This is a genomic window from Colwellia sp. D2M02, assembly GCF_018860755.1.
In the GTDB taxonomy this organism is placed as follows: domain Bacteria; phylum Pseudomonadota; class Gammaproteobacteria; order Enterobacterales; family Alteromonadaceae; genus Colwellia; species Colwellia asteriadis.
Map to the genome: position 1 here is coordinate 100,647 of NZ_JAHKPW010000043.1, position 12,841 is coordinate 113,487.

Genomic DNA, 12,841 nt, shown 5'->3' on the forward strand with positions numbered 1-12,841 from the left:
CACCATAATAAACAGAGTATGCATGGCATAAATTACGAGCTCTTTGTACGCATTCCTGACATTAACTGTGGATTGATCTTTAGGTCAACTATTAGCCAGTTGCGGACATTGTTTCCTGGATATGAAATGCTAACTATTATCACAAAACGGTCCTAATTTTCATGTCAATTATCACCAATATTATGTCTACTACCTTCAAGAGTAGCTGACATTAGCAATATTTTTCTATCTCGCATTTCGCCCCCAAACCGCCATAGAGGCTTTTAGAATAAGAGTTTTTAGAACATATACTTTGTGACACAAATTCCCCCTGAGCGAGGTAGAATTCATACTCACTTTTATTTAGAAGAAGTAATTGAACTAATGTTCATCTAAGAACATATTACAGTTACTTACCCTACAATCAGTGAGGTAATGACTTGAGGATTATTGTGTAAAGTCCTATGAACTGGGCAGCGACCAGCAACTTCCATTAGTCGTGCTTTTTCTGAGTCGTTCATTACTCCAAATAGCTGAACCTTACGGAGTAATGATTCCATTTACAAACCTTGCTGCTCAGCACTGCTGGCATCTTCCAAATAATTACGTTGGTGTGATAAAGAGACTTCCACACGCTCAAGTGGAATGTTTTTATGATCAGCGTACATTCGAATTGTCATCGCGGTGCAAGTGCCTAGAGCAGCTAGTAAATGCTCGTAGGGATCGGGGCCTGAGTTTTTTCCGCCTACTTGTACGGGCTCATCGGCATAACAATGATGATGAGCACTAAAAATTTCCTGCTGAAATTTATGATCAAGCTCAGCCACCACTACATGCCCTTTAGCTAGGTTAATCGTCGATGTTTTAGCCGTTGGAATATAGTGACTATCGCTTTCACCTTGAGAAGTTGTGCTGCCATCGCTAGTACCGCAGCCCCGCCAAGGCTATGGCCAATGAGTAATTGCGACGCTTCATAATGTGCTGCCAGTAAATCTTCGGTATTGGATAAAAAATTAGTGTTGGCAAAATCGCCATCACTATTGCCTAGACCGGTAAAATCAAATCGAAAAACGGCAAAACCATGCTGCACCAGAAATCGGCTAATGCGCGAGGCTGCTGCAACATCTTTACCACAGGTAAAGCAATGAGCAAATAACACATAAGCTTGCACTTTACTGTCAGGCGTTTCAAGTAATCCTGCTAGTATTTGTCCTTGACTAGAAAACTCTACTTTGCTCTCATTGCTTTAATCTCCTATTTCTATTAAACCTTTTAATTTCAAATACTAATCAAGCAACAATGGCTCGATAACGGCCTGCCAATCAGCAAAGGTTGACTTGTGATCAACCGGTACTTTATTAGCATTATTGATAAATAGAGTTGGTGTAGCCCAACCCCCCTTGGTGGCGGCATAACGAATGGGTGTTCGCGCTTGTTCATAAATATCACTGTCGGCCATTCTCTTTAGAAATGTTTCACGCTCTTGGCCTGAATGCTGCTGAGCAAAACTCGCAACAAGCTGTAATAGATCGGCATGTGTTTTATCGAGAAAACGACCATTGTAAAATTGTGATTGCCGCTCAAAAATAAATATCGTGAAATCATAAAATTTATCGGCATCTCCCTCTGCAAAGGCGAAGAGAGCTAAACTCATATCCCAAACTTGTCTATGATTACTCAACGTTATTAAGTGCCCCTTAAACTGACAGATTTATTTTTATAGTAGTTTGCAACCTCAAGCAAGGTTGGCCAAATTTTTCGTGAATGCGGACATTGAATATCAATGAAGGCATCAATGGTTATTTGAACTGCTGCGTCACCAAGTAAAAAGCCGCTTGGGCGATGTGGAATTGGTATCGTCATCTTATATTTCCTCTACTTTACCTTCGCATTGAATAACTTTTCTTCTGCTAAGCGATCCAAGGCAAAGCGTCCGCCACTAAAAATAACCACTTGTAATAAAAGTGTTCCCCAAAGAACATGCTCTGCAAAGGCTGCCGCGGCAATATCTTCTAAACTAATCACCGCCACGATATTGACAAAAAATAACCCTAAGGCAGAAAATCGACTAGCTATGCCCGCCATTAATAACAAGGGCAATATGATTTCTGCGGCGGTGCCTAAATAAGCGGCTAATTCAAAAGGTAATATTGGTACTTGATATTCATATTCAAAAAGCATCAAGGTGCTGTCCCAGTCTCTAAGCTTAGTTAGCCCAGAAGCGAAAAATGCCCAGCCAACATAGAAGCGAGCAGCTAATAAAGCTACCGGCTCTAATAGGCTAATTTTGCTGGAAATTGCAATATAAAGCTGACTAATAGGTATCAGGCGTTGTTTTAAAGTATTCATAATTAATTCTCTTTAAAGGTGTAAATTAAATTTCGTTCGATGGCTTTCATTAGCCAGTTTTCAAATGAAAAATGCTTGCTCTCACTTACCAGATTGAGCGCATTAGCCAGTGACTGACCTGAGATTAAACAGCGCATAAACACATCTTCACCAGCCATTAGTAGTGTTGTTACTTTTGGCTGAAATTCAGGCCGATAAATCATCACGGTTTGCTCTTTCGGCGCTATAGCCAGAGCTTTTTGTGCATTATTCATTGAGATTGTTCGTTGCTGCTCATCAACATCATGATGTGCTTGAAAAATGTCGGTAAGCGGATACTTAGTTTCAAGCAATTTCACGTTATGATTGAACTTGACAAAGATGTGCTCAGGCTCGCAATTTCCCAGTAATTGCAATGACGATTGCTGAAAAATTTGATCGATACCATGCAGTGCACAATGAACATGCCAATCTAACGCAGCACAATCTGCAAGATAGGGATATTCATAACCAACATCTGTGGTTTCGATAAAGCTTGCCAATGCTGCTCCCCATTGAGCCCAATCACCCTGTGTTGGAGGTGATGATTTCAAAAACTGTTGAGTAATATGCTCACTGGCATCACTATCAAGTAATTCAAAAACAGTGGGAAAACTGATGCTTAAAGCTCGCTGTGCATTAGCCAACAAGTTGCGTCGATAGATGTAAATGCCCTCAACATCAAAGCCACTTTCAGCAATAGTCTTGGGATCATCACTCCAAATAGCCTCTAACAAACACTGTTGCTCGTTTATCACTGACTCACTCTCACATTGAGTATTCATGCTGATTCCTTATGTAAAACAGCCTGCGCAATATCACGTGCTTTACGCGCTTCATCAACCAATACAGACCATTGAGGTAAATCGTTATCCCATTCAATCAAGGTAGGTACAGCGCCAAATCGCTCTATAGCTAATTGATATCCTTGCCAAACTTCATCAGAAACGGGTCGAGCATGATCATCAATCACTAACTGCCCCAAGGTTGGCATTTGGCAACCAGCAAGATGAATTTGTGCAACCCTTTCCACGGGTAAGACATTGATATAATCGGCGACAGATTGTTGAATGTTTCCCTCTTCAAAGTTCAAGCTATTAACAGCAATATTGTTAATATCTAACAATATTTTTGCCCCCGTGCGCTGACAAATCTCAGTTAAAAATTCTGCTTCAGATAAATAACTGCCATCAAATTTCACATAGGCAGAAACATTTTCAATGATCAGCTCTCTGCCTAAAAACGATTGCACCTTATCGACTTGTTCACACATACGCGCTAAATTTAAGTGGGTATGGGCAATAGGTAATAAATCTCCACTATGCATGGTTTGTCCATGTTGCTTACCCCAGGTAAAGCAGGCATGTTCAGACATCAAAAATGGGTCAATTGTTTGCGTTAAGCTTTTTAAGCGCTCTAAATATGCCATTGGAATGTCATGCATAGAGCCAAGCCCCATTGAAGTTGAGTGCAAACTGACAAGATATTTTTCTCTTACTTGGCTAAGCACAGATAATGCCGCGCCCCCTTGACCGAAAAAATTTTCAGAATGCACTTCAACAAAGTCAACTTGCTTAGGCGTGGTTAATATGTCAGTAAAATGCGGATGTCTTAAGCCAACGCCCACTAATAGCTTTTTGTTATTTACCAACATATTCATTCTCCTACGCTTTTTTTGTTGCTTTATATAATTTCTTGGCTTCTTTTTTAGACAACCCACCAAGGGTCGAACAGGTACCTTTTTTTACTAGTTTCCATTCACCTTTGTCGTTGTCGACTTTTGATTGCCCTGCACATGAGTGTGTTCCTGCTAAGTTTGCACAATCATTTTGGGCCGCTTTTGCTACGCCGTAACATTTTTCTTTCTTGCCACCGGCTTCTGCCGGTGCAACTACGCCGGTAGAAATCACGGCCGCTAATGCCGCGCTAACTAATAATTTATTATTCATAATAAATCCTCTCGTTGGGTAAAGTGAGCAACTAGGTATGTTGCTCTAACCATTGCATTAATTGTTGTGGCGGTAATCTGCCAACACGTTGATCAATGATTTCATTATGTTTAACTAACATCATTGTTGGCACACTACGTATGCCATAATCAGCAGCTACTGTTGAAGCACTATCAATATCGATTTTGATGGTATTAAATCGGTCACTCATCATGCTGGCTATATCCTCAACTATTGGCGACATTGATTTACAAGGCCCACACCACGAGGCACTAAAGTAAAGTAATGAATATTCATGTTGTGATAACAGATCTTCAATAGCATTGGCAGATGTTAGTTGTTTCATAATTAAAATCTCACTTAAATGGTTAACTATTATTCGTACACTTTTTCGATTTGCGCTTCAGTTAAGCCCTTAATATCAACCCACTTAACTTGTGCAGTTTCTATATAACTAGGAATGTCAGTTGCCCATTTCTTTTGCACGTCTTTGTTTAGGTTCAGATATAATTTGTCGCCACGGATATGCCATGCTGTTGGGTCAGTATCAAATTTTCTATTCATAGTAACACCGAAGGCACAGTAACCACCGTATTGAGGTGCATATTTACTTGGTTCAGATTGAAATAAGTCACGGTTTGCAGCACTTGAAAATTGGTAAATGGCGCCATTGTATGCCGCAGTATATTTATCAGAACCTTTAGTAGGTGCGCCTTTAGTGAAATAAGAAACTGTGTCGTAACCTTTTAGTGCCAAGTCATTAGCACTGGCATTAACTTCAATGTTGGCTGCGAAGCTTAAGCTGCTTACCAATAATGCCGAGGTAGCGAATGTTGTTTTAACAAATGATGAAAGTCTCATTTTTTTCTCCAGTATGTAATGTTCAAAGTTTAATAATTAATAAGGATGTCGTCCTTGGTTGATAATATAGGGCTTTCAATTAGCCAAAAGGAATGACATAGTCCTAACATTGAACCCGATCGTCCAAAGTAGACAAAATGAGAAGAACATGGATCAACTTTCAGTAATCTTGCAGCGCTTTTCGATGAATACCGAAGTTTTCTTCACTGGTAATTTATGTGGGATCAGTAATTTCAATAGAGAGCCCAACCAAGGACACTTGCATTTATTACGCAGTGGCGCGCTAACCATTATTGACGAGAAAGGAACGTCTCAATTAATTGATGAGCCGACAGTACTGTTTTTTCCAACGCCTCATGCGCACCGGATTATTGGCAGTGAAGAAAATCCGCCTGAATTGGTATGTGCCAACATTCTTTATGACGAAAGCAGCTCTAACCCTATTGCCAATGCACTGCCGTCACTACTGTGTTTTAAACTCAGTGATTGTCAAAAGCTTAAGCAAACCGCGCTATGTTTATTTGAAGAGGCATTTCAAGAGCAATGCGGACGAATTCCAATGATTAATTTACTTACCGATATGTTTCTTATTCATGTGCTTCGTCATGTGCTCAATAACAATATCATGCATTATGGACTGCTCGCTGGCTTAGCTCACCCTCAACTGTCTAAAGTACTACTTGCTATTCATGAAGCGCCTGAGCAGCAATGGGGATTAGAGACTATGACCGAACTTGCCTTAATGTCACGCTCTAAATTTGCCGAGCTTTTTAAACGTGTTGTTGGCCAAAGTCCTGGTGATTATTTGATTGATTGGCGTATTGCTGTCGCAAAAATCTTATTAAAACAAAACAAACCTGTTGCGCTAGTTGCCAATGCTGTTGGTTATGAAAATGGCTCAGCTTTAGCGCGAGTGTTTAGGAAGAAGCTAGGAATGGCTCCGAAAGAATGGTTAGATAAGATGATCTAATATATTTATAATTGAAATTATCGCGTAAAGTGCCCCATAGTGAAATAGAGCAAATAAATTTATGTCCGCGGTATGATCAGAAAGCAGACCCACTTTGAATCTTGTTTTTTATGTCTACAGAACAAATTAAGTATTAAAATAGAATTTTCATAAAGGTCCGCTTTCGTATCCAAGCAGCCTTTAAGTAGCTACTTTCTTGTTTTCAGCTTACAGTTAGAAAAAACAGCAGGTACAGCTGATTTACCACGGTTAACTTCGCTTAGCTAGAAGTAATTAGGTGGTATTTTAAAGTGCTATTTTTCAGTTATAGCTGGACACGACTCATCAAATCAATTGACCAATATTACTTTGAAAATAATCTAAAAAAGTACGTGTTTTAATCGGAATATTGCGACTTTGATAAAGTACGCTCAAGCGCTGCGCCACCACTGGATTATTTAAATGAAGTTTATGCAGCTTTTCACCCTGTACTTGGTGTAATAAATAATCAGGAAGTTTACTTAAACCTATACCTTGTTGGCTCGCCTGCAAGCGCATTTCAGGGCTAGCGAGTATTACCCGCCCTTTTACATTCACCGTTTGTACTTTCTGTTTATCTCGAAATAACCAAGGCTGGTTTGGCTCAGATAAAATACATTCACAGCCCGATAAGTGTTCCGGTTTAATTATTTTTTGTTTGAGTAAGTTAGCTAAGCAGCTATTTCCATCATTATTATCAAGCGCCGCGTAATAAATAGATTGAGAGAAACTCAGTAATTCTTTACCTATCCAGTTTGAGGGTGGCAAGTCTTGCTCGTGCAACACAAATGATAAGTCAAACTCAGGTGTAAATTCAGGAACAGCACCTGAGTAATGCTGACAGTTCAATTGAATTTTAGGATATAACAAACAAAAGTCTGAGATTAGCGTACCAATAACCTGATTAAAAAACTCTAATGGTAATAAAATATTTAACTTACCTTGCGGCTCATGTAGTAGCGAACTTAGCTCTTCTTGAGCTTGCGATAATGCATCAATATGAGTTTTACAGGAGCAAAAAAGTAAGCGACCACTTTCGGTTAGCTGTTTATTTCTGGTAGTACGAATTAATAACTCAACGCCCAATTGTTGCTCTAACTGCACCAAGCGCCGGCTAATTTTAGACTTAGCCATATTCAACTTTTTGGCCGCAATAGTAAAAGACCCCGCTTCTACAAGGGCGACAAATAATTGTAAATCATCTAGGTTACTATGCTTCATCACCTTTCCCGTACTTAATCTGAATCCGTATTATTGATAGTAATATTAATCACACTAATTGTTGCAAATATAGAACAATGAATTCTATTAAACCTATCTAATCAAAGTAATGCAAGTTGCGTAAACTACTTTCATCGAGCAAAAGCTAGATACAACAGCTCTAAACAGCATTCAATCAACATAAAAATAGCGAGAACAATATGACAACACTAAGCAAAGTTAATGAGATATCAGCAGAGCAATTTCAGCAAGAAGTAGAGCAACACCAAGGAAAGGTATTGGTCGATTTTTATGCCCCTTGGTGTGCACCTTGTAAAATGCTTGCGCCCGTGGTTGAGCAAATTGCTCAAGAGCATCAACAACTGAAAGTTATTAAAATTAATGCCGATAATAGCCAAGAGTTGATGACAAAATTTGGCATTAGGGGCATTCCAACGTTGCTATTAATGGAACAAGGGCAACTGCTTTCAACCAATGTTGGCGCGGCATCTGTTACACAAGTAAAAAAGTTTATCGGTTTGCATTAATAAACGGATATTAGGCTCCCCTTCATTAGCACTTTTATTGATCTGTACTAAGGATTATATTAATCGCTGTAATACAATAACGACAAAGTGCTAACGAAGGCATAACTATGATGCAAATAACTGACTTAAAAGAAGAACAAAAAACTCCCCCACTCTTACGCTTAGGTTTCAGACCTTTTTTTCTTAGTGGTGCTATTTTCGGTGTTTTTGCGATACTGCTTTGGGTATTAATGTACCGTGGTGTAATTAGTTTATCGCCCTTAGGTGGTGGGTACTGGTGGCATATACATGAAATGATTTTTGGTTTTGGCTGCGCTATTGTTGCAGGTTTTTTGCTCACAGCCGTGCAAAATTGGACAGGCATGCGTGGCGTACAAGGAACAACGCTATTATTACTTTTTTTATTATGGCTAGCTGGCCGTATCGCGTTATTAACACCTGAAATTTTTGGTAATATATTAGTAACGATCCTTGATTTAAGCTTTTTACCTGCTGTAGCTTATGTACTCGCCAAGCCTATTTTAGCGATAAAACAGTACCGAAATTTGTTTTTTGTTCCCCTATTAACCCTATTTACCTTAGCCAACTTAGAAATGCATCTTGCAGTCTATAACCATAGTTTTAGCATTATTTATTCAGCTTACGCGGGGCTAATGCTAATGACCTTTTTAATGTCTGTTATGGCGGGTCGGGTCGCCCCTATGTTTACCGCTAACGGCACTAAAACCACCAAAGTAACGCCAATCGCTTGGTTAGATATTGCCGCTAATGGCAGTTTAGCCGTTTTAATGATTAGCTTATTGCTTGAGCCTGTTGTTGGTTTCTCTGCAACATTTTTTGGTGCACTCTTAATTATTGCAGGTTGTTTTCAAACTTTACGTTGGCTGAGATGGCGTCCTTGGATAACATTACAAGTGCCACTGTTATGGTCTTTACATGCTTCAATGAAGTTTATTAGTGTTGGTTTAATCCTACTAGGCATTGCTTATTTAATACCAACGGTACCCACTAACCATATTTGGCACCTACTTACCGTGGGTGGCATGGGTGGCTTAATTTTAGCGATGATTTCACGAGTATCACTAGGTCATACTGGACGTAACTTAGTTCCCCCTAAAACGATGACTATTGCTTATATTGCTATATCTCTCGCCGCAGTAGTTCGAGCTTTTGGTCCGTGGTTTATGCCTGAAAAAACCATGATGTTTATCGATATTAGCGCAACCTTGTGGATGCTAGCGTTTATTATTTTTATCGCGTTCTATGGTCCAATGTTAATGACTGCCCGTAAAGATGGTAGACCTGGCTAGCTTTAATAGTGCTTTACGTGTAAACAATAAGCCGTCAAAAATATTTAACGAGTTTTACCTAAAAACTCGTTAAAATAGTCTAAAACCAGAATGATAAATTCAGCTATTTTTAGGCGCCTCTTTATGCATGCAGTATTTTTAGACACTCAAACGTTCAGCACTTCAACATCACTTTCAAGTATAAGTGAACAAGTAGAAACGCTTACTTGTTATGAGATAACAGCTCCTGATGAGGTGCTATCACGCGCGCGCAACGCCGATATTATTATTACCAATAAAGTCGTACTCAATGCTGAATTGCTTGCCTCCCTTGCTAACTTAAAACTCATTTGCATTACCGCAACGGGTTTTAATAATGTTGATATTATCGCAGCCAAAAAACATAACATTGCTGTTACCAATGTTAGCGGTTACGCTGGCAATTCTGTGGCGCAATATGTATTTGCTCAATTACTTGGGTATTACCAACAAACCACACACCATAATGCGAATACAGAACAAGGTTTATGGGCGAGTAGCAATACTTTCTGCTACCACGGCAACAGCATTACTGAACTAGCAGGTAAAACGATAGGCGTTATTGGTTATGGCAGTTTAGGGCAAGCTGTAGCAACTATTGCACGCGCCTTTTCAATGAAGGTTATTATTAGTGAGCGCCCTAATAGCAATATTATTAGAGAAGGTCGCTTGAGTTTTGACGAGGTCATTCAACAAGCCGACATACTCACCCTACATTGTCCGCAAACCGCAGACACTGAAAACCTAATTAATCGCAATGTACTGGAAAGAATGAAAAACAATGCGGTATTAATCAACACCGCGCGTGGTGCATTAGTCGATGAATTAGCACTGCTAGATGCTCTGAAAAATAAAAAAATTGCTTATGCTATTCTTGATGTGCTATCTCAAGAACCGCCCCCAGCGAGCCATCCTTTATTAAATACTGAATTAGCTAACCTTAAAATTACTGCACACATTGCTTGGGCCAGTTCTGAAGCGCAACAACGCTTACTTGAGTTGGTCGCGCAAAACATTTTATCGTTTAAAACCGATGAAAGACTCAATCGTCTAGACTAACTACCATTAGTCATTTTTTTACAAGGTTATTCATGGACTTTCATTCACTAGCCCTCTATTCTTGCAAGTGTAGTTCTACTTATTTTTAGGAAATAATGCATGAGAAAGCTTGGTTTTATATTTATTTCATTGTACCTGTCATTACTCATTGGCTGTAATGGTCATACTGATAATGGCGACTCCCAAACACCACAAACAGTGGCAACTATTAGTTTGTCGATCACTGACAGTGAAGGTAATACCAAGGTTAGCTTTGATAAAAATGAAACCGTAACATTAATAGCAACAGTGCTAGATGATAAACAGCAAAGCATTGCTAACAAAGCAGTAGCTTTTTCAAGCTCGCTAGGAACCTTAACCGTTGATTCTAAGTTAACAAATAGTGAAGGTATCGCCTTAGTAACCTTAACCAATGATGAATTAACGCTTGGCGCAGGTAGCGCTACAGCTACTATTGGGGAAATAAGCAGTGACAGTTTCGATTTTGAGTTTATAGATAATAGCTCCCCTGTTGAACTACCAACAATTGCCACAAAAATATTATTAAATGGTGAGCTAGTTAACCAATTTAAAACTGACCAAGAAGTACAAGTACTCAGCACATTATTAGATAGTAATGGCCAAGGCATTGAAAATAAATTAATTAATTTTACCGCAGATATTGGGCAATTAAGTGCACAAAGCGCACTCACTAATGCTCAAGGTATTGCTTCAGTTTATCTGACAAGTGACAGTGACATCATTGGCGCAGGGGTTATGACTAGCGCTTATGACCTTACCAATAACGAAGATGAAAATAGCACTATTTCCAGCACGGTGAATTATCAAATATTATCTGCCGGCGCTATTATTAATAGCAATGTTCGCATTGGTCATTTTAACGATGCGGGTAGCTTTGTTGAAGGTGAAATTGCCCTATCAGTAGCTAATAATAGTATTAGTGCGGGTGGTACTTTGGGCTTACGTGTTGATTTAGTTGACGACAATAACGCCTTAATTAGTACCCCAATTCCTGTTTCGTTTTCCTCAAATTGTGTACAAAATGAAAACGCCATCATAGATGAGTCAATCTTAAGCATTAACGGGAGCGCAACTGCAACTTTTGAAGATACAAGCTGTGCCGGTAAAAATGGTACTGACGATGTATTAATAGCGAGTATTACTATTAATGGTGTTACCACAACAGCAAGCAAAGTGATTAGCATCCAAGGAGAGCAAATTGGCTCTATCGAGTTTATTTCTGCGGAGCCAACATCTATTGTATTAAAAGGCACAGGTGGACAAAATCTGCAAGAAACCTCAACACTCACCTATCGCGTTAAAAGCCAGCTTAATAATGTGCTTGCCCAACAAGAAGTTAACTTTACACTAAGCACAACGGTTGGTGGTATTACACTAAGTCGTCACTCTGGTGTTACCAATAGTCAAGGGCTTATTACTACTCAAGTTAGCGCTGGTACAGTGCCAACAGCGGTCAGAGTTACCGCCAGCGCTGCAATGGACCTTAACGGCGAAACAATTACAGTCCAAAGCCAATCAGACTTACTTTCTATTAATACTGGACTGCCAGAGCAGCGCTCTATGAGCATTGCCGCCAGTGTATTAAATCCTGAAGCACATAATGTTTTTGGTGAAGGGTCAATTATTACGGTGTGGCTCTCTGATAACTTTAATAACCCTGCCCCAGACGGTACCACCGTAAACTTCACTGCTGAGGGTGGCCAAATAGCCCCCACCTGTTCAACCGTTAATGGCAGTTGCTCTGTTGCATGGCAAAGTGCAGAGCCTCGTGTTGCAGATCATCGCATTACTATTTTGGCAACGGCTTTAGGTCATGAAAGTTTTTTTGATACTAATGGTAATAACACCTTTGATGATAACGACGGTAGCGCAATTATTGACGTTGCCGGTATTAATGACTTCACTATTGATTCAGGTTTAGATAACTATCCAGCTCAAAGCAGTGGTTTTATTGATATGTCTGAGGCATGGCGTGACGATAATGAAAACAGTATTTATGATAGTGGCGAAATATTTATCGACTTTAATAACGATAACCAGTTTAACAGCGCCGATGGTTTATTTAATGGTCCGCAATGCACAGGCACAAAATGCGCCAATACTCAGGCAAAAACGATTCATACGAGAAAAGCCATTCGTTTAGTTATGGCAAGCTCTGCAGCAGAATACCGTTTAAGTAATTCTGACTACAGTACTATTTATAATGACAGCATAACAAACGATGTCGCTAATATTCCTGCTATTGCCGACGGCAGCACACAAGCGTTTAATTTTGACTTTGCTGATACTGGTACACCTAATCAAATTATGCCAGCGGGCACTACCGTAGCTATTGAATTAAGCGCAGGTACCTTATCAGGGCAAACAAGCTACCTTGTTGGTAATAGTAACCGAGCAGGTTTTAGCAATATGAGTTTTTCAATTACCAACCCTGTAGAAGATAACTCTACTTCAGCGGTATTAATCATTACTATCACTAGCCCTAAAGGATTTGTGACTAGCCTTACACGCACTATTTTCATGTAGTAAACACGCTTGATG

General features: G+C 39.6%; 13 protein-coding genes and 2 pseudogenes. 5 read left to right on the top strand and 10 right to left on the bottom strand.

Translation table 11 applies throughout. The features are described 5' to 3' along the window. Window positions 1–392: 392 nt before the first annotated feature. The 9 genes and pseudogenes from KO495_RS07050 to KO495_RS07090 all read right to left on the bottom strand — a co-directional run bounded on the left by KO495_RS07050 (window position 393) and on the right by KO495_RS07090 (window position 5,156). A pseudogene (locus tag KO495_RS07050) lies at window positions 393–1,186 on the bottom strand (bifunctional alpha/beta hydrolase/OsmC family protein). A gap of 78 nt (window positions 1,187–1,264) precedes the next feature. Then, the gene (locus tag KO495_RS07055) at window positions 1,265–1,660 is read right to left on the bottom strand and encodes a thioredoxin domain-containing protein (RefSeq protein ID WP_289847611.1); all 396 of its coding nucleotides are present in this window, start codon (window positions 1,658–1,660) and stop codon (window positions 1,265–1,267) included. 5 nt (window positions 1,661–1,665) lie between these two features. Beyond that, on the bottom strand, window positions 1,666–1,842 hold the full coding sequence (locus KO495_RS07060) for a hypothetical protein (protein WP_215979698.1): 177 nt from the start codon (window positions 1,840–1,842) through the stop codon (window positions 1,666–1,668). Window positions 1,843–1,854: 12 nt separating this feature from the next. Continuing rightward, a complete protein-coding gene (locus KO495_RS07065; RefSeq protein ID WP_215979699.1) occupies window positions 1,855–2,328 on the bottom strand; it encodes a DoxX family protein in 474 nt (157 codons plus the stop codon). 2 nt (window positions 2,329–2,330) lie between these two features. Then, a complete protein-coding gene (locus KO495_RS07070; protein WP_215979700.1) occupies window positions 2,331–3,131 on the bottom strand; it encodes a DNA-binding domain-containing protein in 801 nt (266 codons plus the stop codon). Next, complete coding sequence (locus KO495_RS07075) at window positions 3,128–4,000, bottom strand: DUF692 domain-containing protein (RefSeq protein ID WP_215979701.1); 873 nt, start codon at window positions 3,998–4,000, stop codon at window positions 3,128–3,130. The genes KO495_RS07070 and KO495_RS07075 overlap by 4 nt, the downstream gene beginning before the upstream one ends. A 10-nt stretch (window positions 4,001–4,010) precedes the next feature. Beyond that, a complete protein-coding gene (locus tag KO495_RS07080) occupies window positions 4,011–4,295 on the bottom strand; it encodes a DUF2282 domain-containing protein (protein ID WP_215979702.1) in 285 nt (94 codons plus the stop codon). 31 nt (window positions 4,296–4,326) lie between these two features. Further along, window positions 4,327–4,641, bottom strand: a complete 315-nt coding sequence (locus KO495_RS07085) for a thioredoxin family protein (protein WP_215979703.1) — start codon at window positions 4,639–4,641, stop codon at window positions 4,327–4,329. A 29-nt stretch (window positions 4,642–4,670) separates the two neighbouring features. Next, window positions 4,671–5,156 (bottom strand): YHS domain-containing (seleno)protein, encoded by a 486-nt coding sequence (locus KO495_RS07090; protein ID WP_215979704.1) that lies wholly within the window; start codon window positions 5,154–5,156, stop codon window positions 4,671–4,673. Between the two features lie 148 nt (window positions 5,157–5,304). On the opposite strand from KO495_RS07090, the gene KO495_RS07095 reads away from it, so the two are divergent. Continuing rightward, window positions 5,305–6,126, top strand: a complete 822-nt coding sequence (locus tag KO495_RS07095) for an AraC family transcriptional regulator (RefSeq protein ID WP_215979705.1) — start codon at window positions 5,305–5,307, stop codon at window positions 6,124–6,126. Between the two features lie 324 nt (window positions 6,127–6,450). On the opposite strand, the gene KO495_RS07100 is transcribed toward KO495_RS07095, so the two are convergent. After that, on the bottom strand, window positions 6,451–7,365 hold the full coding sequence (locus KO495_RS07100) for a LysR family transcriptional regulator (RefSeq protein ID WP_215979706.1): 915 nt from the start codon (window positions 7,363–7,365) through the stop codon (window positions 6,451–6,453). Between the two features lie 191 nt (window positions 7,366–7,556). Between KO495_RS07100 and trxA the strand changes: the two are divergent. The 4 genes and pseudogenes from trxA to KO495_RS07120 all read left to right on the top strand — a co-directional run. After that, a pseudogene (trxA, locus tag KO495_RS07105) lies at window positions 7,557–7,892 on the top strand (thioredoxin); the annotation flags it as partial. 107 nt (window positions 7,893–7,999) lie between these two features. Further along, window positions 8,000–9,202, top strand: a complete 1,203-nt coding sequence (locus KO495_RS07110; protein WP_215979708.1) for an NnrS family protein — start codon at window positions 8,000–8,002, stop codon at window positions 9,200–9,202. A 123-nt stretch (window positions 9,203–9,325) separates the two neighbouring features. Continuing rightward, window positions 9,326–10,279, top strand: a complete 954-nt coding sequence (locus KO495_RS07115) for a D-2-hydroxyacid dehydrogenase (RefSeq protein WP_215979709.1) — start codon at window positions 9,326–9,328, stop codon at window positions 10,277–10,279. A gap of 99 nt (window positions 10,280–10,378) precedes the next feature. Beyond that, window positions 10,379–12,826 (top strand): Ig-like domain-containing protein, encoded by a 2,448-nt coding sequence (locus tag KO495_RS07120; protein ID WP_215979710.1) that lies wholly within the window; start codon window positions 10,379–10,381, stop codon window positions 12,824–12,826. Window positions 12,827–12,841: the final 15 nt, after the last annotated feature.